General features: G+C 40.0%; 1 protein-coding gene. It reads left to right on the top strand.

Translation table 11 applies throughout. From position 1 onward, the window contains the following. Nucleotides 1-25: 25 nt before the first annotated feature. Nucleotides 26-295, top strand: a 270-nt coding sequence (locus PZH32_RS13260) for a hypothetical protein (RefSeq protein WP_275208721.1), incomplete at its 3' end; no start/stop codon positions are given.

The following is a 295-nucleotide window of genomic DNA, read 5'->3' as shown; positions in this document are numbered from 1 at the left end:
AATAAGATTCATGAAGAGAATCCTTTTGATGGTATTCAGAAATCTCTGGTTTGTTCCATGGGCATGGTGTAAGCTGTGCTATCGGGCGTCTCATACAGATAAATATACAGAAGAAGAACAATATTCATTTATCCGGTGGGTAGATCTGCATGCAAATAAAGGCGGAAATGTAAAAATAGATGTGCATGGAAGTGAAAATATACCGGCAGAGAATGGTTTTATGTTTTTCCCAAACCATCAGGGTCTGTATGATGTGTTGGCGATGATAGAAGCGTGTCCACGGCCATTTTCAGTC

Source organism: Adlercreutzia equolifaciens (assembly GCF_029076695.1).
Lineage (GTDB): Bacteria > Actinomycetota > Coriobacteriia > Coriobacteriales > Eggerthellaceae > Adlercreutzia > Adlercreutzia equolifaciens_A.
This window is presented reverse-complemented; position numbering and strand designations above follow the sequence as displayed.